Source organism: Amycolatopsis sp. NPDC021455, assembly GCF_040640995.1.
Lineage (GTDB): Bacteria > Actinomycetota > Actinomycetes > Mycobacteriales > Pseudonocardiaceae > Amycolatopsis.
Genome location: NZ_JBFACT010000001.1, coordinates 539,473 through 558,886, shown reverse-complemented (window position 1 = coordinate 558,886; position 19,414 = coordinate 539,473). Strand labels below are relative to the sequence as shown.

Annotated in this window: 26 protein-coding genes; 11 read left to right on the top strand and 15 right to left on the bottom strand. The window is 70.9% G+C overall.

All coding sequences use genetic code 11. The features are described 5' to 3' along the window. Window positions 1–81 precede the first annotated feature (81 nt). On the bottom strand, window positions 82–1,470 hold the full coding sequence (locus AB0G28_RS02985; RefSeq protein WP_361082313.1) for a S8 family serine peptidase: 1,389 nt from the start codon (window positions 1,468–1,470) through the stop codon (window positions 82–84). 63 nt (window positions 1,471–1,533) lie between these two features. Continuing rightward, window positions 1,534–1,770: a hypothetical protein gene (locus tag AB0G28_RS02980; protein ID WP_361082311.1), complete on the bottom strand. Its 237-nt coding sequence runs from the start codon at window positions 1,768–1,770 to the stop codon at window positions 1,534–1,536. A gap of 42 nt (window positions 1,771–1,812) precedes the next feature. On the opposite strand from AB0G28_RS02980, the gene AB0G28_RS02975 reads away from it, so the two are divergent. Further along, complete coding sequence (locus AB0G28_RS02975; RefSeq protein WP_361082309.1) at window positions 1,813–3,054, top strand: D-alanyl-D-alanine carboxypeptidase family protein; 1,242 nt, start codon at window positions 1,813–1,815, stop codon at window positions 3,052–3,054. Here the strand turns inward: AB0G28_RS02975 and AB0G28_RS02970 are convergent. The 7 genes from AB0G28_RS02970 to AB0G28_RS02940 all read right to left on the bottom strand — a co-directional run bounded on the left by AB0G28_RS02970 (window position 3,051) and on the right by AB0G28_RS02940 (window position 8,361). Beyond that, window positions 3,051–3,503, bottom strand: a complete 453-nt coding sequence (locus AB0G28_RS02970) for a helix-turn-helix domain-containing protein (RefSeq protein ID WP_361082307.1) — start codon at window positions 3,501–3,503, stop codon at window positions 3,051–3,053. The two genes, AB0G28_RS02975 and AB0G28_RS02970, sit on opposite strands and share 4 nt — an antisense overlap. Continuing rightward, the gene (locus AB0G28_RS02965; protein WP_361082305.1) at window positions 3,500–4,609 is read right to left on the bottom strand and encodes an acyl-CoA dehydrogenase family protein; all 1,110 of its coding nucleotides are present in this window, start codon (window positions 4,607–4,609) and stop codon (window positions 3,500–3,502) included. The genes AB0G28_RS02970 and AB0G28_RS02965 overlap by 4 nt, the downstream gene beginning before the upstream one ends. Before the next feature lie 31 nt (window positions 4,610–4,640). Beyond that, window positions 4,641–5,651, bottom strand: coding sequence for an inner membrane protein YhjD (gene yhjD, locus AB0G28_RS02960; RefSeq protein ID WP_361082303.1), 1,011 nt, complete (start codon window positions 5,649–5,651; stop codon window positions 4,641–4,643). Between the two features lie 45 nt (window positions 5,652–5,696). Continuing rightward, window positions 5,697–6,206 carry an ATP-binding protein gene (locus AB0G28_RS02955; protein WP_361082301.1) on the bottom strand — a complete coding sequence of 170 codons (510 nt, stop codon included), beginning with the start codon at window positions 6,204–6,206 and terminating at the stop codon, window positions 5,697–5,699. Beyond that, window positions 6,203–7,237, bottom strand: a complete 1,035-nt coding sequence (gene trpS / locus AB0G28_RS02950; RefSeq protein WP_361082299.1) for a tryptophan--tRNA ligase — start codon at window positions 7,235–7,237, stop codon at window positions 6,203–6,205. The genes AB0G28_RS02955 and trpS overlap by 4 nt, the downstream gene beginning before the upstream one ends. Before the next feature lie 46 nt (window positions 7,238–7,283). Continuing rightward, a complete protein-coding gene (locus AB0G28_RS02945) occupies window positions 7,284–7,646 on the bottom strand; it encodes a hypothetical protein (protein ID WP_361082373.1) in 363 nt (120 codons plus the stop codon). A gap of 214 nt (window positions 7,647–7,860) precedes the next feature. Then, window positions 7,861–8,361 (bottom strand): MarR family transcriptional regulator, encoded by a 501-nt coding sequence (locus AB0G28_RS02940; protein WP_361082297.1) that lies wholly within the window; start codon window positions 8,359–8,361, stop codon window positions 7,861–7,863. Between the two features lie 81 nt (window positions 8,362–8,442). Here AB0G28_RS02940 and AB0G28_RS02935 point away from each other — a divergent pair, with 81 nt between their 5' ends. Further along, window positions 8,443–8,928, top strand: a complete 486-nt coding sequence (locus tag AB0G28_RS02935) for a cupin domain-containing protein (RefSeq protein ID WP_361082295.1) — start codon at window positions 8,443–8,445, stop codon at window positions 8,926–8,928. Here AB0G28_RS02935 and AB0G28_RS02930 read toward each other — a convergent pair. Then, window positions 8,925–9,743 carry an exodeoxyribonuclease III gene (locus tag AB0G28_RS02930; RefSeq protein ID WP_361082293.1) on the bottom strand — a complete coding sequence of 273 codons (819 nt, stop codon included), beginning with the start codon at window positions 9,741–9,743 and terminating at the stop codon, window positions 8,925–8,927. The genes AB0G28_RS02935 and AB0G28_RS02930 overlap by 4 nt on opposite strands. Window positions 9,744–9,824: 81 nt before the next feature. Between AB0G28_RS02930 and AB0G28_RS02925 the strand changes: the two genes are divergently transcribed. From AB0G28_RS02925 to AB0G28_RS02915, 3 genes are all read left to right on the top strand, one after another. Next, window positions 9,825–10,616, top strand: coding sequence for an MBL fold metallo-hydrolase (locus AB0G28_RS02925; RefSeq protein WP_361082291.1), 792 nt, complete (start codon window positions 9,825–9,827; stop codon window positions 10,614–10,616). 512 nt (window positions 10,617–11,128) lie between these two features. Then, window positions 11,129–11,710 carry a WHG domain-containing protein gene (locus AB0G28_RS02920; protein ID WP_361082289.1) on the top strand — a complete coding sequence of 194 codons (582 nt, stop codon included), beginning with the start codon at window positions 11,129–11,131 and terminating at the stop codon, window positions 11,708–11,710. Between the two features lie 79 nt (window positions 11,711–11,789). Continuing rightward, window positions 11,790–12,338 carry a permease gene (locus tag AB0G28_RS02915; protein WP_361082287.1) on the top strand — a complete coding sequence of 183 codons (549 nt, stop codon included), beginning with the start codon at window positions 11,790–11,792 and terminating at the stop codon, window positions 12,336–12,338. A 21-nt stretch (window positions 12,339–12,359) separates the two neighbouring features. On the opposite strand, the gene AB0G28_RS02910 is transcribed toward AB0G28_RS02915, so the two are convergent. Continuing rightward, window positions 12,360–12,659: an SH3 domain-containing protein gene (locus tag AB0G28_RS02910; RefSeq protein ID WP_361082285.1), complete on the bottom strand. Its 300-nt coding sequence runs from the start codon at window positions 12,657–12,659 to the stop codon at window positions 12,360–12,362. Window positions 12,660–12,853: 194 nt separating this feature from the next. Beyond that, window positions 12,854–14,077: an NADP-dependent isocitrate dehydrogenase gene (locus AB0G28_RS02905; protein WP_361082283.1), complete on the bottom strand. Its 1,224-nt coding sequence runs from the start codon at window positions 14,075–14,077 to the stop codon at window positions 12,854–12,856. Between the two features lie 253 nt (window positions 14,078–14,330). On the opposite strand from AB0G28_RS02905, the gene AB0G28_RS02900 reads away from it, so the two are divergent. The 3 genes from AB0G28_RS02900 to AB0G28_RS02890 are packed head-to-tail and all read left to right on the top strand — an operon-like array spanning window position 14,331 to window position 15,868. Continuing rightward, window positions 14,331–14,840 carry a hypothetical protein gene (locus AB0G28_RS02900; RefSeq protein WP_361082282.1) on the top strand — a complete coding sequence of 170 codons (510 nt, stop codon included), beginning with the start codon at window positions 14,331–14,333 and terminating at the stop codon, window positions 14,838–14,840. Window positions 14,841–14,866: 26 nt separating this feature from the next. Continuing rightward, complete coding sequence (locus tag AB0G28_RS02895; protein ID WP_361082280.1) at window positions 14,867–15,247, top strand: DUF2203 domain-containing protein; 381 nt, start codon at window positions 14,867–14,869, stop codon at window positions 15,245–15,247. 9 nt (window positions 15,248–15,256) lie between these two features. Then, window positions 15,257–15,868, top strand: a complete 612-nt coding sequence (locus AB0G28_RS02890) for a class I SAM-dependent methyltransferase (RefSeq protein ID WP_361082279.1) — start codon at window positions 15,257–15,259, stop codon at window positions 15,866–15,868. 3 nt (window positions 15,869–15,871) lie between these two features. Here the strand turns inward: AB0G28_RS02890 and AB0G28_RS02885 are convergent, their stop codons facing one another. Then, window positions 15,872–16,360 carry a hypothetical protein gene (locus tag AB0G28_RS02885; protein WP_361082277.1) on the bottom strand — a complete coding sequence of 163 codons (489 nt, stop codon included), beginning with the start codon at window positions 16,358–16,360 and terminating at the stop codon, window positions 15,872–15,874. An 84-nt stretch (window positions 16,361–16,444) separates the two neighbouring features. After that, window positions 16,445–16,858: a DUF2000 domain-containing protein gene (locus AB0G28_RS02880; RefSeq protein ID WP_361082275.1), complete on the bottom strand. Its 414-nt coding sequence runs from the start codon at window positions 16,856–16,858 to the stop codon at window positions 16,445–16,447. Window positions 16,859–16,907: 49 nt separating this feature from the next. Between AB0G28_RS02880 and AB0G28_RS02875 the strand changes: the two genes are divergently transcribed. From AB0G28_RS02875 to AB0G28_RS02865, 3 genes are read left to right on the top strand one after another with little or no spacing between them, the layout of a single operon-like run. Next, on the top strand, window positions 16,908–17,684 hold the full coding sequence (locus AB0G28_RS02875) for an AraC family transcriptional regulator (RefSeq protein WP_361082273.1): 777 nt from the start codon (window positions 16,908–16,910) through the stop codon (window positions 17,682–17,684). A 21-nt stretch (window positions 17,685–17,705) separates the two neighbouring features. Further along, the gene (locus tag AB0G28_RS02870; RefSeq protein WP_361082271.1) at window positions 17,706–18,209 is read left to right on the top strand and encodes a DUF2165 domain-containing protein; all 504 of its coding nucleotides are present in this window, start codon (window positions 17,706–17,708) and stop codon (window positions 18,207–18,209) included. 4 nt (window positions 18,210–18,213) lie between these two features. Then, entirely contained in the window at window positions 18,214–18,795 is a 582-nt protein-coding gene (locus tag AB0G28_RS02865) for an HhH-GPD-type base excision DNA repair protein (RefSeq protein WP_361082269.1), read from the top strand. On the opposite strand, the gene AB0G28_RS02860 is transcribed toward AB0G28_RS02865, so the two are convergent. Then, the gene (locus tag AB0G28_RS02860) at window positions 18,792–19,370 is read right to left on the bottom strand and encodes a hypothetical protein (protein ID WP_361082267.1); all 579 of its coding nucleotides are present in this window, start codon (window positions 19,368–19,370) and stop codon (window positions 18,792–18,794) included. The two genes, AB0G28_RS02865 and AB0G28_RS02860, sit on opposite strands and share 4 nt — an antisense overlap. Window positions 19,371–19,414 lie beyond the last annotated feature (44 nt).

Sequence of the window (19,414 nt, the reverse complement as noted above, 5' to 3'; positions counted from 1 at the left end):
TCAGTTCAAAGGCCGTGAAGGCCTCCTTACCGGCCATAAGAGCCGGTAAGGAGGCCTTCACGGACAAACACCAAGCCGGGCTCAGCGGACCGCGTCCAGGGCGTTGACCAGGCCGTGCCCGTAGTACGAGTTGTTCTTCGCCGGTCCCGTGCACTCCGTCTCCGTGGCAGCGCACTTCACGACATCGGCTTCGCCTTCCAGCAGGCGGGTCAGCAGCCACGGCGACGCCCCGCGGAACCGCGAAGCCAGCAACGCCGCAACACCCGCCGCGTGCGGGGAGGCCATCGACGTTCCGCACTTCGAGCCGTACTTTCCGTCGAAGACGCTCGACAGCGGGCATGCCGGGCCCGCGCCCTCGGGTGGCGTCTGGACGAAGTCGCCGCCCGGGGCCGTCACGTCGATCGATCCGTAGTTGCTGAACGACGACTTCGTGCCCGCGTAGCCGACCGCCGACACGTTCACGACCCCGTCGATCGCCTTCGGGAGGATGCCGCACGTCGAGTCCACCGGGTGCGGACGGTTCGGGTCCGTCGTCTGCGCCGTCGTGTCGAAGCCGGAGTTGCCCGCCGCCGCCACGTTCAGGACGCCGCGGTGGGTCGAGAACTCCACCGCCCGGCGGACCGCTTCGAACGCCGCCGCGTCGCCCGGCTGCTTCGGGCAGTAGAACATGCCCGGGTCGATGTAGTAGCTGTTGTTCGTCACCGCGAAGCCGTGCTCGGCCGCCCAGACGAAGCCGCACACCGCCGACTCCGGGAAGATGTAGCCCTCGTCGTTGACGACCTTCACCGAGGCCAGCCGCACGCCCGGCGCGACGCCCGTGAAGCCCGCCGCCGGGTCCTTGCCGGCGATCGTGCCCGCCACGTGCGTGCCGTGGTCCGACGTCGTCGGCGCCCAGGAGGCCGGGGACCGGTCCGGCGCGCCCGTCACGCAGCCCGCCGAGGAGCGGGCGTCGACGGCGTTGCGAAGGGCCGGGTGCGTCGCTTCGATGCCCGAGTCGAGCACGCCGACCGTCACCGCGCGGCTGCCCTGGTAGATCTTGTTCGCCTCGGGCGCGTGGATGGCCTTCATGTCCCACTGCTGGGCCGACAGGTCACCCGAAGCCAAGACCGCGCGCGTGTCCTCCAGCGTCCGCACCGCCCCCAGGGAGGAACGGGCCGAAGCCGCCGAAGCGACGTCCTTGCCGCCCGAGTAAGCCCGGTAGACGCCGATCTTCTGCTGGAAGTCCGCGTTGCGCGAGCTGGCGATCGCGACGGCGATCTCCGGGTAGTACGCCACCTTCGTGCCGCACTTGGCCGCCAGTTCCCGGTCGACGGCCGAAGCGCGCGTCCCCGGCTGGTACGTCACGACGTACGTGTACGGCGTGCTCGTCGTGTCGCAGGCGGCCGGCGCGGCCTCCGCGGCCGGCGCCGCGAACAGGCCACCCCCGACGGCGAGCACGAGCGGGGCCGCCAATCGGCGTAAACGGGACATTCCACCTCCAGAGTCGGTGGCGTCAACCTAAACCGGCCCCGGAGAGCGCGCCACCGACCAAAGTCAGGAGACCCGCGCCGGAGAACGCACCCCGCGCCAGCCCAGCACGCCGATGATCGTGCCGAGCACGAACGACACGACGGTCAGCACGGCGTGCACCACGAAGTACGCGGTCGGCGAGCCGTCGGGCGCCCAGGCCCGGTCGCTCTCCCACAGGTTCTTGGCGAACGTGATCCAGATGATCCACGACCACACGCCGAAGGCCAGCAGGAACAGCGAGGTGCCTCGGGAAATGCGCATGCCCCCAGTATGCGGCGCCGGTCGCGGCGCTAGATTGCGTGGGTGCACTCTGTTGTCTCCCGGTCGCTCAAGGTCTTCACGACGACGCTCGCCGCCGCCCTCCTGGCCCTGAGCACGCCGGCGCTGGCGGCCGCAGCGCCGCCGCAGACGGCGTGCGCGAACCGCCAGGCCCCGCCACCGCCGGTCGACACGTCGGAGAAGCCCGCGCCCGGCAGGCAGGTGCCGGCGCCGCTGGCCGTGCCCGCCGTTCCGGCCGGGGGCCCGCGAATGGCCGAATGCGGCCTGATCACCCCGGCCAACTCCCTCAACCCGCCGGACGGCAACACCGCGGCGTCGTGGCTGCTGCAGGACCTCGACACCGGCGCGGTGATCGCGGCGAAGGACCCGCACGCCCGCCAGCGGCCCGCGTCACTGATCAAGAACCTCCTCGCCCTGGTCGCCCTCGACGAGCTGAAGCCGGAGCAGGTGATCGTCGCCTCGCAGGAGGACGCCGAGCAGGAGTGCACCTGCGTCGGCCTCGTCGCCGGCGGCCGGTACACCGTCGACCAGCTGCTGCACGGCCTGCTGATGCACTCGGGCAACGACGCCGCGCACGCCGTCGCCACGGCGCTCGGCGGGCCCGACGCCGCGGTGGCGAAGATGAACGCGACGGCGGCGAAGATCGGCGCGCTCGACACCCGCGCCGCGACGCCTTCGGGGCTGGACGGGCCGGGCATGTCGACCTCGGCCTACGACCTGAGCCTGATCTTCCACTACGCGATGAAGCAGCCGGAGTTCGCCAAGGTCGTCGCCACGAAGAACTTCGAGCTCCCGGCGGCCGGGGGCAAGCCGCCCGTCCCGGTGCTCAACGACAACAAGCTGCTCGGCGTCTACCCCGGCTTCCTCGGCGGCAAGACCGGCTTCACCAACGACGCCCGCCACACCTACGTCGGCGCGGCGGAGCGGAAGGGCAAGCGGCTCGCGGTCGTCATGGTGCGCGCCGAGCAGAAGCCGACGAAGGTGGTCGACCAGGCGGCGAAGCTGCTCGACTACGGCTTCGCGCTGGAGGAAGACCGCGCCGAGCCGGTCGGGCAGATCGCCTACCGGGCGCCGGCGGCCACGGCGGAGAGCGGCGACCCGTCCGTACTGTCCGACGGCACCGGCAACAGCGGCACGTCGTCGGCCGCGTCCGCGTCGAAAGAAGACCCGTTCGGCGTCACCGGCTGGATCATCACGCTGGTGGTGTTCCTGATCATCGTCGGCGGGTTCGTGGTCGGGCACGCGCGCAAGAAGGCCGCGAACTAACCGTCCACTTCGGACACGTACGCCGGGCCGGGCTCGGGCGTGACGCGGTCCGTCGCGATCTCGCCGCCGCAGTGCCGGCAGGCCACATAGGACTCGACGAGCTCGCCGCAGTCCTTGTGCCGCAACAGGATCGGCGGGCCGTCCGGCCCCGCGAGGTGCCGGTCACCCCACTGCATGAGCGTGACGACGGCGCCGAAGAGATCCCGCCCGGCCCGCGTCAGCACGTACTCGGGCACCGGCTCGACGCGCTCGAGCACGCCTGCGTCGACCAGCGTCTTCAGCCGGGCGGACAACGTCGGGCGCGGGATCGACAGGGTGCGCGCGAACTCGCCGTAGCGCCGTACGCCGAAGAAGGACTCCCGCAGGACGAGCAGGCTCCACCGCTCGCCGACCAGGTCGAGCGCCCGCCCGACCGAGTCCGCCGTGAACCGGTGGCCGAGGTCGTTCACAGCTGCTCCGTGCGGGCCGGGACGCCCAGCAGCAGTTTGCCGGACAGCTCGTAGCTGGCCGGGTTGACCTGGAAGTGGGCGGTCGCGGTGTGAGCGTCGCGGAACCGGCGCTGCAGCGGCGACGTCTCGTAGATCGCCGCGCCGCCGCCGAGGTCGTACATGCTTTCGGCGACCTTCGCGGCGGTGCGCGTGACGTGCGTGGCGGCCAGCCGCAGGCCGAGCTTGAGCGCGTCCGGCACGGGCTCGGTGCCCTGCGCAGCCTGCCAGGCGTCGTCGATGCTGGTGTAAAACAGCAGCCGCGCCGCGCGCAGGGCCGCTTCGGCCTCCGCGACGGCGGCCTGGGTCTGGGACCGTTCGGCCAGCGAGCGGCTGGAGCCGAGCGGCTTGCGCGTCGAGGCCAGCTCGACGAGGTCGTCGATCGCGCCACGCGCGTTGCCGAGCGCGGCGGCCGCGACCGACAGCGCGAAGAACCCGAAGAGCGGAAACCGGTGCAGGGCAACGGCTTCCGCGGGTGGCCCGCCCATCACCGAGAAGACGCGGTGGTCCGGGACGAACAGCTCGCCGGCGACGCAGTCGTGGCTGCCGGTGCCGCGCAGGCCATTGGTGTGCCAGGTGTCGAGCACGTCGATCTCGGCCTTCGGCAGCGCCGCGACGTAGTGCGTGGTTTCGTCCATGAACCCGGCGAAGAGCCAGTCCGCGTGCGGGATTCCGCTGCAGAACGCCCAGCGGCCGGTCACGACGTACCCGCCGGCCACCCGGTGGCCGGTGCCCCGCGGCGCCCAGACGCCGGCGGCGACCGTGCGCGGGTCGCCGAAGACCTCTTCGGCGCACTTCCGCGGGGCGTAGGCCGACAGCAGGCTGCTCGTCACGGCTATCGAGACGCACCAGCCGGCGGACGCGTCCCCGCGCGCGATCCTCTCGGCGGTTTCGAGGCTGACGGCGGGCGGCGCTTCGGGACCGCCGAGGTAGCCGGGGACGCCGGTGCGGAAGAGCTGCGCGTCGGTGATCTTCTCGACCAGCTCCGGCGGCAGAGCGCGGTTTTGCTCGGTGACCGGGGCGAGCGTCTTGGCGAGGTCGGCACACTCGCGGGCGGCGTCCAGCAGCACCAGTTCAGTTTCTTTACCGCCGATCCGGGTGTCAAGGCCGGCGGCGGCCACCCAGCCACGCCAGCAGGGCACCGGCGCTGAAGGCCCCCGCGACGGCGCCGAGGCCGGGCCCGCGCTGCAGGGTGACGTTCTGCTCGAGCCGGACCGGCGGTGGCGGCGCGACGACCTTGCGCTGGTTCTCCTTCGCCGTCGCGGTCCACGCCGTGACGAGCAGGAGGAAGCGGGAGACGAGGTTGGCGAACACGAGCAGGCCGATGACCGGCCCGAACAGCGCGAAAGCGGGTGACTTCGTGACGCTGGCCAGGTAGACGGTGGCGGCCTGCTGCAGGATGACGAACCCGACGGCAGCGAACACGGCCCCCTTGACAGCACTGCGCAGCGCGACGTGCTCGCGGGGCAGGCGGGCGATCACCCAGAGGAAGACGAGGGTGTTGGCGAGCAGGCCGAGGATGATGGTCGCGCCCCGCAGGAGGACGATCGCCCAGGTGGCGTGTTCGAGCCCGACGAGCTCGAGCAGGAACTGCCCGACCCCGCCGCCGACGGCGGTCAGCGCGAACGAGACGACGAGCGCGACGCCGAGCCCGATCAGCGCGACGAGGTCCTTGAGCGTCTGCTTGACGATCGGCTGCGACAGCTTTTCCTGGCCCCACTGCGCGGTCAGCGCGTCGCGGAGGTTCGACATCCAGCCGACGCCGGAGTACAGGGCGATGAGCAGACCGAAGATCCCGAGCCCGCTGCCGGACTTGAGCGCGGCGTCGACGATGCCGGTCACCAGCGGCTGCAGGCCGCCGGGCACCGACTGCTTGATGCTGTCGGAGATCTGCTTGATGATCGCCGGATCGTTGTTGACGACCAGCCCGACCACGGCGAAGGCGACCATCAGGATCGGGATGACGGACAGCACGCTGAAGTAGGTGATGGCGGCGGCGTAGTGGTTGCCGTACCGCTCGGTGAAGGCGTCGTTGGCCCGGATGAGGTGATCGAGCCACGGGTACTTCCGCCGCAGCCGCGGCAGGAGCTTTTCCTTCTCTTCTTTCGCCACCGTGAAACGCTAACCACGCGCAGTGAACACCGCAACGCGAGCACGTCACGTGAGGGAGGTCAACAAGGCGCGGTAGGTCTCTTCCGGTGAGCCCGCCGGGATGACCGAGGCAGACCGTTCCGCGGCGTAGGCCGCGACCCGCTCGTACGCCTGCCGGAGCTGGGTTTCGGTGAGCGGCCCGGCCGTCTCGATCTCCGACTCTCCCCGCGCGGCGAAACGGCGGAACGTCTCTTCAGGCCCCGGCAGGAGCACGACCTCGTGGAAGCTCGCGCCGCATTCGCGGGCCAGCGCCGCCAGCCGTTCGGGCAAGCCCGGCCGGGCCACCAGCTGGGGCACCACCACGTCGTGCCCCGCGGCCAGGTGCGTCCGGGCCGCCGCCAGCGCGATCTCTCGCGCCAGCGACCCCGCCTCACCCGGCGCCGCCCGCCAGCCGCCGAGCATCGCGCGGATGCGGTCCACGTCGAGCGCCAGCGCCGGTGGGTGGTCGTCGGCGTAGCGCCGGGCGAGCGTCGACTTGCCGCTGCCGGGCGGGCCGTTCAGGAAGATCAGCTTCACCGCACCGGCGGCAGGAACCCGATCCGCTGGTAGGTCTTCGCCAGCGTCTTCGAAGCCACTTCGCGGGCCCGCTCGGCTCCCGCGGCCAGGATCTTGTCCAGCTCCGCGACATCGTCCAAATAGGACTTCACGCGGTCCTGGATCGGGGTCACCCAGTCGACGAACACCTCGCCGAGGTCCTTCTTCAGGTCGCCGTAGCCCTTGCCTTCGTACGCCGCCTCGAGGTCGGGGATCGTCCGCTCGGTCAGGGCCGAGTAGATGGTCAGCAGGTTCGACACGCCCGCCTTGTGCTCGGCGTCGAACACCACCTCGCGGCCGGTGTCGGTGACCGCCGAGCGGATCTTCTTCGCCGACCGCTTCGGGTCTTCGAGCAGCTCGATCAGGCCGTTGCCGGTGGCCGCCGACTTGCTCATCTTGCTCGTCGGGTCCTGCAGGTCGTAGATCTTCGCCGTGTCCTTGATGATGTACGGCTCGGGCACGACGAACGTCTTGCCCAGCCGGTTGTTGAAGCGCTGCGCGAGGTCGCGCGTCAGCTCCAGGTGCTGGCGCTGGTCCTCGCCGACCGGGACCGCGTCGGCCTGGTAGAGCAGGATGTCCGCCGCCTGCAGGATCGGGTACGTGAAGAGGCCGACGCTCGAGCGGTCGGAGCCCTGCTTCGCGGACTTGTCCTTGAACTGCGTCATCCGGCCGGCCTCGCCGAAGCCGGTCTGGCACTCCAGCACCCAGCTCAGCTGGGCGTGCTCCGGCACGTGGCTCTGCACGAACAGGGCGCTGCGCTGCGGGTCGATGCCGATCGCGAGCAGCTGCGCGGCCGAGACGCGGGTGCGCTGCCGCAGCACCTTCGGGTCCTGCTCGACGGTGATCGCGTGCAGGTCGACGACGCTGTAGAACGGCTCGTGCGTGTCCTGCAGCCGCACCCACTGGCGCAGCGCGCCGAGGTAGTTGCCGAGGTGGAACGAGTCGGCGGTGGGCTGGATCCCGGACAGGACCCGCGGGCGGCGCTCTGCTGCGACGGTCTGCTCTTCGGACACGTCAGGATTCTTCCAGGCCGGGACGCGCGGCGGGCGCCGAGGGCCCTCAGGCGTGCGGACGCTGCGCGAGGAACGGGCGCGTCGGCGCGGTGTCGGGGTCGGCGAGGACGGCTTCGGCCATCGCGGTGACCGCGCCCGGAACCTCCACCGCGACGGTGGTGGCCGCGGCGAGCGCCGCGGCGGCGCGGGTCTTCCGGCGCTGGCGCAGCACACCCAGCGTCATGCCGACGATGCCGAGTGCGACCGCGACCAGCCCCACGGGGCCCAGCACGCCGAAGCTCTCCGCGTTGGTGTCGGCCCGCACGGTCGTGGCGTCGGCGAACGCGCTTCCGCCGCCGGCCAGGAGCAGCCCGGCCGGGACGAGCGCGACCACCGCCGCCGCGCGGAAGCCGCGCAGCGTGGACCGCAACAGGGTTTGACCTGGGTTGCGCACCGGAGTGCCTCCCGCGAGTGACGAGCGCTGTGTCTCACCCATCCGAGTGAGACGCTGCATGCTACCGGTCAAAAAACTACCGAGCGTGTCAAGACCTCTCGGCAGTGATCGATTCGGGAGCCGAGACTATCGCCCAACCGGGAATACGGTCCGGGCACCCCCCGGGGTTCACTTCGATCATCGCGCCGCACTACTCCTGGGGATCGAGCCCGCGGAGGAGCTTGCGCAGGACGTCGTCGAGCAGCCCGAGCTCCTGCCCGGAGAGGCCGGACAGCAGCTCCGACACGTTCGCGGTGTGCTCGGTCATCGCGGCGTCGACTATTTCGAAACCCTGGTCGGTCAGGCGGACGCGGAAGCTGCGCCGGTCGTTCGGGTCGAGCGCGCGCTCGACGAACCCGGCCTTCTCCAGGCGGTCGAGGCGGCTGGTCATGCCGGCCCGGGACAGCATCAGCGTCTTCGACAGCTCGGACGGGATGAGCGTGTAGGGCGGCCCGGACCGGCGGAGCGCGGCCAGGACGTCGAACTCGCCGCGCTGCAGGCCGAACTTGCCGAACACCCGCTCCTGGGCCGGGCCGAGGACGAGCGCCAGCCTGCCCATGCGGCCGGCGACGCCGATCGCCGTCAGGTCCAGGTCGGGGCGTTCGCGGTGCCACGCCGACACGACGGCGTCGACAGCGTCTTCGTCAGTCACCCGCGCAGCTTATTCGATGCCAGCACTATTCGACAGAAGATAGTTTGACAGCGAACTATCAGCCGTGGAATCATCTCCGGCATGACGACGACACTCGAAACCCTGCTGGTCCGCCACGACGAAGCCGAGCAGCTCGGCTCGACGCCGGACACGATGACGCTGCTCGCCGACGTCTCCCAGACCGGCGGCCACCTCAGCACGTCCCGCGCCACCCTGAGCCGGGGACGCGACGGCGCGACGCCGCACTTCCACACGTCGTCGGCGGAGATGTTCTTCATCGTCGACGGCGAGCTGCAGATCCTCAGCGACGAGAAGGTCGTGACGGTCGGCACGGGCGACATGCTCTTCGTGCCGCCGCACACGACGCACGCCTTCGGCGCGACCGAGCGTTCGGGCGCGGACGTGCTGATCGTGTTCACGCCCGGCGTCGAGCGTTTCGAGTACTTCCGGATGATCGACCGGATCCGGCGGGGCGAGGCCGCGCCGGAGGAGATCCTGGCTTCGCAGGACCGGTTCGACAACCACTTCGTGGACAGCGCGACCTGGCGCGCCGCCCGCGCGGCCTAGCCGGGGAAGTCGATGTCGTAGGTGGCGGTGACCGGCGCGTGGTCGGACCAGCGCTGGTCGTAGGCGGCCGCGCGCTCGACGACGACTTCGACGACCTTCTCGGCGAGACCGGGCGTCGCGAGCTGGCAGTCGATGCGCCAGCCGGAGTCGTTGTCGAACGCCTGGCCGCGGTAGGACCACCAGGTGTAGGGGCCGGGGCCCTCGGGGTCGAGCCGGCGCTGGACGTCGATGTAGCCGGCTTCGGTGTAGACCCGGCCGAGCCAGGCGCGTTCCTCCGGCAGGAAGCCGGAGTTCTTGCGGTTGCCGCGCCAGTTCTTGAGGTCGACGGTGTCGTAGGCGATGTTCCAGTCCCCGACGACCACGACCTCCCGCCCGGCCGCGGCGGCCTTCGCCCGCAGCTCGACGAGGTAGGGCAGGAACGCGGCCATGAAGCGTTCCTTCTCGTCCTGGCGTTCGGTACCGACGTCCCCACTGGGCAGGTAGAGGCTCGCGACGACGACGTTCGGCAGGTGGACCTCGAGGTAGCGCCCGCTGTCCTCGAATTCGGGCTCCCCGAAGCCGACGCGCACCTCTTCGGGCTCGACGCGGCTGTACACGGCGACGCCGTTGCGTCCCTTCACGGCCGACGGCGCGTGCACCGAGAACCACCCCGCGGGCTCGACGACCTCCGCGGGCAGCTGGCTCGCTTCGGCGCGCACCTCCTGGCAGGCGACCACGTCGGCCTTCGTGGCGGCGAGCCACTCGACGAAGCCCTTCTTGGCGGCGGCGCGGAGGCCGTTGACGTTCACGGTGGAGACGGTCAGCACGCCGTGCACGCTACCGGCCGGGCCGGCGCTCGCGGGGCATCGGGTGGCGGGGACCGAAACCCGCTTGCCCGCTCTGCCAGACTGCGGCTCATGAGCCGCCTGACCGTGCTGGGCAGTTGTGGCGCGTGGCCGGAGCCCGGCCGCGCGTGCGCCGGATTTCTGCTGGAGCACAACGGTTTCCGCGTCGTCCTCGACCTCGGGTACGGAGCCGCATCGCGGTTGTTCGCGCACTGCCCGGGCGGGCTGCCGGACGCGGTGGTCGTGACGCACGAGCATCCCGACCACTGCGCCGACGTGAGCGCGCTCGGGCGGGCGTGGCACTACACGGTCCAGTCCGCCACCCCCTCGGCGCGGCTGCCGCTGCACTGCACGCCCGGCACGATCCGCCGGCTGGAGGCGATGGAGCCGCGTCCGCACCCGACGGAGCTGTTCGAGGTACACGACCTCGCCGAACCGGCCGACTCCGACCCGACCGGCGTGGGGCCGACCGACTCCGACCCGGCCGGCGTGGGGCCGTTCGGGTTGACGTCGTACCCGCTGCCGCACCACCAGCCGAACTTCGGGGTGCGCCTCAGCGCGCCCGGGTTGACGGTGGCCTACACGGGCGACACCGGACCGTCGCCGGCACTGGCCGAGCTGGGCCGCGACGCGGACCTGTTCATCTGCGACGCCACCCTCCGCACCCCACCGCCGGAGGGAGAGCCCCGCTACCTGATGACGGCCGCGGAGGCGGGCCACTGGGCCGCCGAGGCCGGAGCCCGCAGGCTCATGCTGACCCACTTCTGGCCGGGAGCCGACCGCACCACGGCGGCCGAGGAGGCCCGCGCCCGGTTCGGCGGCGAGGTGCTGGTGGCGGAGGAGGACGTGACGGTCGCGCTCTGACCCCCGTCCGAACGCATCCCGGGAAGATTCCCGGCCCTGGCCCGCCTGGAACCCGGCTCCGACCCCCGTCAGACCCCGGCCTCCACCACGCCGATCCTCGGCTCCGGCCCCCGTCAGAGCCCCGCCTCCACCACGCCGACCCTGGGCCCCGACCCCCGTCAGAGCCCCGCACCGCCACGCCGTTCCCCGGCTCCGACCCCCGTCGGACCCCCGGCCCGCAGCGCCGATCCCCCGGCACCACCGCCCAGCCGACCGGCCCGCGGAACTCCCCCTGGAGACCCCGCGGACACCACCGCCGAACCCGTGCCGCATTCAGTTGTCGCCCGTCCCCGGACGTCTCCTCCTCTCCCGCAACCAAGCGACCAAGCGGCCAAGCGACCAAACGGCCAAGCCGCCGACCTGCGCTTTCGGACGTGATCAGTTCTAGCACCCACCACCGACAAAAAACGGCGCCTTGACTCCCGAAGCTACTGTCATTAGCTTTAAAGCTATGACCAGTAGCCACCAAGCCGATGTCCCCTAGAGCCGGCCTGACCACCGACGCCGTGGTCGATCTCGCCCTTGCTGTCGTCGATGAAGGCGGGCCCGACGCCCTGACCCTCTCCAAGGTCGCCGAACGCGCCGGGGTGGCCGCGCCCTCGCTCTACAAGCACGTCAAGAACCTCGCCGATCTCCGGCGGCTGATCGACCTCAAAGTCGTCAAGGAGATGGCCGAAACGCTCCGCACCTCGGCCACCGGGCGCGAGGGCGGGGACGCGGTCGCCGCCCTCGCCGACGCCTACCGCGACTACCTGCGACGGCACCCGAACCGCAGCCACGCACTCGTCACCGCGCCCGACGAAAGCGACGTCGAGCTCAGCCGGGCCGCCCACGCCGTCGCGGAAGTCGTCTTCGCCGTGCTGCGGCCGTTCGGCTTCGACCACGCCCAGGCCGTGCACGGCACCCGGTGCCTCCGCGCCGCCGTCCAGGGGTTCGCCGGGCTCGAAGCCTCCGGCGGGTTCGGCCGGCCCGAAGACGTCGACAAGAGCTTCGAAGTCCTCAAGACCATGCTCGTCCAGGGCCTCACGGCCTACTCAGGGAAAGCAGAAAGATGACCTTCATCCTCGCCGTACTCCTCTTCACCGTCGTGCTGGGCGTGCTCGACGCCCGCTTCCCCTGGACGGAGGCGAACCGATGATCGCCGGACACTTCGGACTCGCGGCCGCGGTCAAGGCGGGCCGGCCGGCGATTCCCGTGTGGACGCTCATGCTCGCCACGGCCTGGCTCGACGTCGTCTTCGTGCCGCTCTACCTGAGCGGTGTCGAAACCATCGACGGCGAAGGCTACGGCGGTGGCGTGATCCACGCCGACTACACGCACTCCCTGGTCGGCGCGCTCGTGCTCGCCGCGCTCTTCGGCGCCGTCGCGAGCCGGTGGCTCGGTCGCGAAGCCGGCCTGGTCCTCGGCGGCGTCGTGTTCTCGCACTGGGTGCTCGACCTCGTCGTGCACCGCGCCGACCTGCCGATCCTGCCCGGCAACGCGGGCGACCTGCCCACGTTCGGCTTCGGGCTCTGGCGGCTGCCGGCCGTGTCGGCCGTCGTCGAGCTGCTGATGCTGGCCGTCGGGATCGGCCTCTACTGGCGCGCGGCGGCGAAACGCGACCCGAAGAAGGCACGCACGCTCGGGCTGTCGGCCGCGACGTTCGGGGTGATCACCCTCGCGGCCGACCTGCTCGGCGTCTGACTCACCAGTCGAGACAGGGACTCAACAGGCGGAACCGGCGACCGGCTGGGTGAACTCGGCGGCCACCCACTTGGCGTCGGCCACCTTCCGGAAGCCGTTCTGCACGCCGGGCAGGGCGTCGAACTGGGCGTCACGCAGGTACTTGCCGACGACCTTGGCGTTGCCGTCCGCCGCTTCGCGGGCGTTCAGGACGTCCGCGGTCACCGTCACCTTGCAGCCGGTGGCCGAAGCCCCGGAGGCCTGCTGCTTCCCGTTGTTCAACGCGTAGATGACGACGATCGCGATGATGGCGCCGACGATGAGCGCCGTCTTCTTCGACATACCGAGGATCACGTCTGCCTCCAACCGCGCATCCCGTCCCCTTGTCAGGGTAGGCAATCCTTTACCCGGACGGACAGCGCCGAACGCCGCAACCACCCGGAGGCGCCAGCGAAGTCACCCGCCGGTGACGCGCTGTGCCCAGAAGGAAAGGGCCCCTTCCCGATGACCGGGAAGGGGCCTTTCACCACCGGGACTCAGCCCTGGGCGATCTTCTTCGCCAGGTTGTCGTCCAGCGTCGCGAGGAACTCCTCGGTCGTCTGCCACGGCTGGTCCTTGCTGATGAGCAGCGCGAGGTCCTTCGTCATCTGACCGCTCTCGACGGTCTCGACGACGACCTGCTCCAGCTTGTTCGCGAAGCCGATCAGCTCCTGGTTGCCGTCCAGCTTGCCGCGGTGCTCGAGGCCGCGCGTCCAGGCGTAGATCGACGCGATCGGGTTCGTCGAGGTCGGCTTGCCCTGCTGGTGCTGGCGGTAGTGCCGGGTGACCGTGCCGTGCGCGGCCTCGGCCTCGACGGTCCGGCCGTCCGGCGTGCGCAGCACCGACGTCATCAGGCCGAGCGAGCCGAAGCCCTGCGCGACCGTGTCGGACTGGACGTCACCGTCGTAGTTCTTGCACGCCCAGACGTAGCCGCCCTCCCACTTCATCGCCGCGGCGACCATGTCGTCGATCAGGCGGTGCTCGTAGGAGATGCCCTTGGCGTCGAAGTCGGCCTTGAACTCGGCGTCGAAGATCTCCTGGAACACGTCCTTGAACATGCCGTCGTAGGCCTTGAGGATCGTGTTCTTGGTCGACATGTAGACCGGCAGGCCGCGGTCGAGGCCGTACTGCAGCGACGCGCGCGCGAAGTCCTCGATCGACTTGCGGTAGTTGTACATCCCCATCGCGACGCCGCCGCCCTCGGGGAACTTCGCGACCTGGAACTCCATCGGCTCCGACCCGTCCTCCGGGGTGAAGCTGATGGTCAGCGTGCCGGGGCCGGGCACCTTGAAGTTGGTGGCCTTGTACTGGTCGCCGTGGGCGTGGCGGCCGATGATGATCGGCTTCGTCCACGTCGGCACCAGCCGCGGGATGTTCTGGATGACGATCGGCTCGCGGAAGATCACGCCGCCGAGGATGTTGCGGATGGTCCCGTTCGGGGACAGCCACATCTTCTTGAGGCCGAACTCTTCGACGCGCGCTTCGTCCGGGGTGATCGTGGCGCACTTGACCCCGACGCCGTGCTTCTTGATGGCGTTCGCGGAGTCGATGGTGACCTGGTCCTCGGTGCGGTCCCGCTCCTCGATGCCCAGGTCGTAGTAGTCCAGGTTCACGTCCAGGTACGGGTGGATCAGCTTGTCCTTGATGAACTGCCAGATGATGCGGGTCATCTCATCGCCGTCGAGTTCGACGACGGTGCCCTGGACCTTGATCTTGGCCATGAGCAGCGGTGCTCCTTCCGCGGATCTTCGCGTTGCTTCATACGTCTCGCCGGTAGCGGTACAAGCGTACTGCTTGACGGAGCTTGATGGTTCCAGTAGTGGTCGGCATCAAGTCTCCACCCGCACTTTGTGGCACGGCTCACCGGGCGCCGCCCGGTGAGCCGAGACGACCGCTCGCCGAACGGGCGTCGCACCGGGGAGTGAACCGAGGCACGATGCCTCCCGTGAATCCAGCATGCGGGAGGTGACGGCCATGTCGACCCATCGGTACGGCGAGTACGAAGACGACTACGAAGAGTACGAAGAGACGCCCGACGTGCTCGACGAGCGGCCGCGCCGCGGCGTCGCGCACTTCGTCAGCGCGCTGGGCGGGCTCCTGCTCACCCCGGTGGCGCTCGGCCTGCTGAGCTGGGGCGGGCTGCGCCAGCAGCAGCTGATCCAGGCGACGCTGAGCACCAACCGCGACCCGCTCGGCATCGCGCTGCTGGCCGGCGGGGCGATCCTGCTGCTGATCGTCGCCGCGCTCGGGGCGCTGTCGGCGGCCGGCCCGATCCTCGGCGGGCTCGTCTACGGCGTGCTGCCCGGCGTCGCCGCGATGGCCGTGCCGGAGTGGGGGTTCAAGCTGGTCAACCTGATGCCGAAGAGCGACATCGCGTACGGCGTCATGGACTTCCTCTTCATCGGCGGCCTGCTCGGCGTGGGCTTCCTCCTGGTCGGCAGCGGGCTGGCCAACGCGCTGGTCCGGCGGCGGCGCGAGGCCTGACTCCCCGCCGGTGGCATCATCGGCGGATGGGACTGTTCACCGTCGCGGAGGCAAAGGACGAACTGGCGCGGCTGCGGCCGGTCCTCGACGAACTGGTGCGCGTCCGCGCCGACGCGGCCGAGCTCGCGGCGTCGCTGCGGCCCGGCGGCCGCGGCACCGAGCTGGGCGGGCTGCCGGAGTGGAAGGCCGCCCAAGCCCGCCTCGACGACCTGATGACGACCGTCCAGCGCACCGGCGCCGAGCTCAAGGGGTTCGCGCCGCTGCTGGTCGACTTCCCGGCCGAGCTGGACGGCACCGACGTGCTGCTGTGCTGGCTCGAAGGCGACCACGAGCTGGGCTGGTACCACCGCGCGGACCTGGGCTTCGCGGGCCGCCGTCCGCTGAAAATCGCTGGTCGGCCCGGCTAGGTTGAGGTCGTGGACCACGACTCGAGAGCAGCGCTGTTCGACAGCACGGCCGAGCACTACGACGAAGACACCTTCCACGCGGCGGTAGCGGAAGCGCTGGTCGAGCCACTGCCCTCCGGCCCGGAACTCGTGGTGGACGTCGCCACGGGGACGGGCTTCGCGGCGTACGCGGCGTTGCGGCTGAAGCCGGCTCGCGTACTGGCCGTCGATCTGTCGCCGGCGATGGTCGCGCGGGCCGAAGCGAAGGCGCCGGCCCAGGACCCGGACGGGCGGATCGAGTGGCGCGTCGGGCCGGCGGTGCCGATGCCGGCCGAGGACCACTCGGCCGACATCGTGCTGTGCGCGTCTTCGCTGCACTTCCTGGGTGCCGTCGCGTTCACGGACTGGCTGCGCGTGCTGAAGCCGGGCGGGCGGCTGGCGTTCTCGGTGGTGTCCGGGACGCGGTTCCGGCCGTCCGGGCCGTTCGCCGAGTTCGTGCCGAAGGACCTCACGTTCCCGACCGACGAAGCCGAAGCGGCGGCGCTGGCGCACGGCTTCGTCGATGTGTCGGCACGGACGTTCACCGTCGACGGCGGGGACCGGATCCGGAGCGTTTTCCTGGTGCACGCGACGGCCCCGTGAGGGTCAGCGCGTGAAGTGGACCTCGCCGCGGGTCGCCGGCCCGTCCGGGGTGCCGCAGCGCTGGACGAACGTCAGGTCCACGCCCGAGGCGTCGAGCCGGTCGATCGTGAAGTCCGCGTACGCCTCACTGCAGACGTCGCCGTGGGTGTAGACGAAGACACCGGGCGTGGTCAGCGCCGGGTCGCTCTGGCCGCGGAACCGCGCGCCGGTGTACGTGCCGGTGTGCAGGGTCTCCCCGGCCGGCGCGCTCAGCTCGACGCGCAGGTCCTTCAGCCCCGACTGGACGTCGATCTTCAGCACGCCGTCGTACTCCCAGACGGCGATCTCGTCCGCCGGACCCGCGTAGTGGGCGCTGCCCCGCAGCGGCCAAGCGCCCTCTTCCGAGGTGTAATCGACCGTCTGCGGTGAGTCCGCCGAAGCGACCGGCGCGACCGCCAAGCCCAGCCCGGCCGCCATCGACAGGACCACGCACGCACGACGAAGTGAATTCACGAAACCTCCCCATTTCGGGCCGCTCTCCGCGGCACTGCCGATCACGCTGGCAGCCCACCCGGCCGGGGGACAGAGGGTTTCTACTCAGCGGTGCAGCGACGCGCCCTTGAGGATCTTGTCCACGGCGTTCTTCGGCCCGTGCACCGCCATTCCCGCGAGCGCCAGCTTCTCCCCCGGCACCGCGCGGACCGCCGCCCGGTTGTCGGCGTCGTTGCCGGTGTGGAACAGCTCGTCGGTGAAGATCGAAAACCGCAGGCCGCGGCCGAGGGCCCGCGCGTGGGCCGCGGTCAAGACGGCCGCGTCGCCGGAGAAGACCATGGTCGGCTGGCCGAACATCGGCAGGTACTCCGTGCCGTCGGCGTCGAGGTACGGCTCGCCCATCAGCTCGGGCGTCACGTGGGCGATCCCGCTCACCAGGAACGCGGTGACGTTCAGCCGCTGCCAGGACGCCAGGTCGTCGCGGAGCAGGACGGCGATCTTCGTGTCGAAGGAACTCATGCCGCAAGACTCGCCCGGCCCCGGCGCGCGCGTCTTGTACGTTCTTGACATGGCCCACGTGGAAGCTTGGCGGCCGGCGGTCCCGGGGATCGCCGAGGTCTTCCACGCGCGCTTCACCACGCACGCCTACCCGCTCCACACGCACGACACGTGGACGCTGCTGATCGTCGACGACGGCGTCATCCGCTACGACCTCGACCGCCACCACCACGGCGCGCTCGGCCCGGCCGTGACGCTGCTGCCGCCGAACGTCGCCCACGACGGGCGGGCCGCCACCAGCCACGGCTTCCGCAAGCGCGTGCTGTACCTGGACACGTCCGTGCTGGGCGAAGACCTCGTCGGCGCCGCGGTCGACCAGCCGAGCGTCGCCGACGGGCTGCTGCGCACCCGGATCCACCAGCTCCACGAGTCCCTGGTCCACCCCGGCGACGCGCTGGAGGCCGAGAGCCGCCTGGTCCTGGTCGCCGACCGGCTGCGCACCCACCTGGGAAAGCCGTCGTCGCACGAACCGAAGCGCGGCCTCGCCGACGACCTCCGGGATCTGCTGGACGAGCGCCTGCCGGTCGGGCTGACGCTGGCCGAAGCCGGTGAGAAGCTCGGCGCGCACCCCGCGTACCTCGTCCGCTGCTTCGGGGCGCGGTTCGGCCTGCCGCCGCACCGCTACCTGACCGGCCGCCGCGTCGATCGCGCCCGCCGCCTGCTGCTCGACGGCGCCCCGGCGGCCGAGGTCGCCGCCACGGCCGGGTTCACCGACCAAGCCCACCTGACCCGGCACTTCAAGCGGTACCTCGGCACGACGCCGTCCCGGTACGCGAAAACCCGGTGACGACGTCGTTACGATCCGGATATGGGGTTCCTCGCCAGGATCGGCGGCCCGCGGTTCGCGGTCGTCGTCCTCACCGCCATGACCGCACTCCAGATGACGCTCATCGCGTTCGGCAACATCACCGACTTCGGCACCAACCAGGCGTTCGTCCAGCACGTGCTCGCGATGGACACGACGTTCCGCTCGCCGGACATGATGTGGCGCGCGATCACCAGCCCGGGTCTGCAGGACACCGCGTACGTGGTGATCATCGCGTGGGAGACGCTGACCGCGCTGGTGCTGATCGCGGCGCTGGTCCAGTGGATCCGGGCGAAGGACGCGACGGCCCGGCGCCTCTCGACACTCGGCTGGGTGATGTGGGTCCTGCTGTTCGGCGTCGGCTTCCTCGCCATCGGCGGCGAGTGGTTCCAGATGTGGCAGTCGGAGAAGTGGAACGGCCTGCAGCCGGCGCTGCAGAACTTCCTCATCGCGACCGTCGCGCTGGTCGTCGCCCACCTGCCGGAACGGGAAGCTGTGTCAAGATGACGGCATGCTGCGCGAACTGCACCTGACCGGCGACCCGGCGGCCGACCGGCTGCTGAACGACGACCCGTTCGCCCTGCTCGTCGGGATGCTCCTGGACCAGCAGTTCCCCATGGAGCACGCGTTCGCCGGCCCGCGGAAGATCGCCGACCGGATGGACGGCTTCTCCCTCGCGAAGATCGCCGCGACCGACGTCGAGGCGTTCGTCGAGATGTGCGTGGTGCCGCCGGCGATCCACCGCTACGGCGGTTCGATGGCCCGCCGCGTCCACGCGCTCGCGCAGCACATCATCGAGAACTACGACGGCCGCACGGAAGGCATCTGGCTCGACGGGCGCCCGAAACCCGACGGCCCGGAAGTCCTGAAGCGGCTGCGGGCGCTGCCCGGGTTCGGCGAGCAGAAGGCCAAGATCTTCCTGGCCCTGCTGGGAAAGCAGCGCGGCATCCAGCCGAAGGGCTGGCGCGAGGCGGCCGGCGCGTACGGCGACCGCGGCTCGCGCCGGTCGATCGCCGACGTCACGAGCGCCGAAACCCTCGCCGAGGTGCGCGCCTTCAAGAAGGCCGCCAAGGCCGCGGCCAAGTCGGGCTAACGCACCCAGACGCGCAGCGGGCCCAGCGACCGCGCGCCGTGGTCCAGCGCGACCCGCAGCGCGTCGCCGTGTTCGTAGCCGACCACCGGGACGCCCGGGAACGCCGAGGCCACTGCCGCCACCGCGCCGGGCCAGGCCGCGTCCGGCCCCGAGAAGTTGGACAGCCCCACCACGCCGTCGCCGCGGTGGGCGACGACCGTCGCCGGGCCGCGGGACAGCACCGCTACCGAGTCGTCGGCCGGGAAGCCGTGGCCGGCCACCCGCCGCCAGCCCGGCTCGGGGACGCCCGGGCCGCACTCGATCCACGTCGCTTCGAACAGGACCGAGAACCCCGGCAGGTCCAGGGTCGCGAAGCTGTCCTTCACCGAGCACCCTGCGGCGTCATCGACGAACGGGAGGATGTCGGCGGCGGTGGCGTCCGGGGTCAGCGTCACCGCGTCCGGGTAGTACTCCGGGGTGCGGCGCGGGCTCGTCCACGCCCGCGGGCCGAACTCCCCGCCGCACACCAGATCGCACCATGACGCGTTCTCCGTGACGGCACGGCCGACCGTCCGCCCGGGCCTCGTTTCCCCCATGAAACGACCTTCTTACCGGAGACCGGAAGTCCAACCCGTTCGCG

What these genes read in the sequence shown, in the direction of transcription:
- AB0G28_RS02925 (WP_361082291.1), top strand. Translation starts at nt 9,825, where the DNA reads ATGAGCCGCCTGACCGTGCTGGGCAGTTGTGGCGCGTGGCCGGAGCCC.
- AB0G28_RS02895 (WP_361082280.1), top strand. Translation starts at nt 14,867, where the DNA reads ATGGGACTGTTCACCGTCGCGGAGGCAAAGGACGAACTGGCGCGGCTG.
- AB0G28_RS02875 (WP_361082273.1), top strand. Translation starts at nt 16,908, where the DNA reads ATGGCCCACGTGGAAGCTTGGCGGCCGGCGGTCCCGGGGATCGCCGAG.
- AB0G28_RS02880 (WP_361082275.1), bottom strand. Translation starts at nt 16,858, where the DNA reads ATGAGTTCCTTCGACACGAAGATCGCCGTCCTGCTCCGCGACGACCTG.
- AB0G28_RS02870 (WP_361082271.1), top strand. Translation starts at nt 17,706, where the DNA reads ATGGGGTTCCTCGCCAGGATCGGCGGCCCGCGGTTCGCGGTCGTCGTC.
- AB0G28_RS02905 (WP_361082283.1), bottom strand. Translation starts at nt 14,077, where the DNA reads ATGGCCAAGATCAAGGTCCAGGGCACCGTCGTCGAACTCGACGGCGAT.
- AB0G28_RS02935 (WP_361082295.1), top strand. Translation starts at nt 8,443, where the DNA reads ATGACGACGACACTCGAAACCCTGCTGGTCCGCCACGACGAAGCCGAG.
- AB0G28_RS02985 (WP_361082313.1), bottom strand. Translation starts at nt 1,470, where the DNA reads ATGTCCCGTTTACGCCGATTGGCGGCCCCGCTCGTGCTCGCCGTCGGG.
- AB0G28_RS02915 (WP_361082287.1), top strand. Translation starts at nt 11,790, where the DNA reads ATGATCGCCGGACACTTCGGACTCGCGGCCGCGGTCAAGGCGGGCCGG.
- AB0G28_RS02860 (WP_361082267.1), bottom strand. Translation starts at nt 19,370, where the DNA reads ATGGGGGAAACGAGGCCCGGGCGGACGGTCGGCCGTGCCGTCACGGAG.
- AB0G28_RS02920 (WP_361082289.1), top strand. Translation starts at nt 11,129, where the DNA reads ATGTCCCCTAGAGCCGGCCTGACCACCGACGCCGTGGTCGATCTCGCC.
- AB0G28_RS02865 (WP_361082269.1), top strand. Translation starts at nt 18,214, where the DNA reads ATGCTGCGCGAACTGCACCTGACCGGCGACCCGGCGGCCGACCGGCTG.
- AB0G28_RS02910 (WP_361082285.1), bottom strand. Translation starts at nt 12,659, where the DNA reads ATGTCGAAGAAGACGGCGCTCATCGTCGGCGCCATCATCGCGATCGTC.
- AB0G28_RS02900 (WP_361082282.1), top strand. Translation starts at nt 14,331, where the DNA reads ATGTCGACCCATCGGTACGGCGAGTACGAAGACGACTACGAAGAGTAC.
- AB0G28_RS02980 (WP_361082311.1), bottom strand. Translation starts at nt 1,770, where the DNA reads ATGCGCATTTCCCGAGGCACCTCGCTGTTCCTGCTGGCCTTCGGCGTG.